This window comes from Pseudomonas sp. Lb2C2, assembly GCF_052112205.1.
GTDB lineage: Bacteria > Pseudomonadota > Gammaproteobacteria > Pseudomonadales > Pseudomonadaceae > Aquipseudomonas > Aquipseudomonas kilonensis.
In genome coordinates this window covers 1-255 of the sequence record NZ_JAUTYW010000038.1, presented here as the reverse complement: position 1 = coordinate 255, position 255 = coordinate 1, and the positions used below count along the sequence as shown (strand labels likewise).

Genomic DNA, 255 nt, shown 5'->3' with positions numbered 1-255 from the left:
CTTTCGGCGTGGGTGTTTTTCACACCCATTGTCGTTACTCATGTCAGCATTCGCACTTCTGATACCTCCAGCAAGCTTCTCAACTCACCTTCACAGGCTTACAGAACGCTCCTCTACCGCATCACTTGCGTGATACCCGTAGCTTCGGTGTATGGTTTGAGCCCCGTTACATCTTCCGCGCAGGCCGACTCGACTAGTGAGCTATTACGCTTTCTTTAAAGGGTGGCTGCTTCTAAGCCAACCTCCTAGCTGTCT

The 255-nt window shown here is 51.4% G+C and carries 1 rRNA gene; it reads right to left on the bottom strand.

Annotation, left to right across the window (positions count from 1 at the left end):
* A 23S ribosomal RNA gene (locus Q7F16_RS30165) occupies positions 1-255 on the bottom strand; the annotation flags it as partial.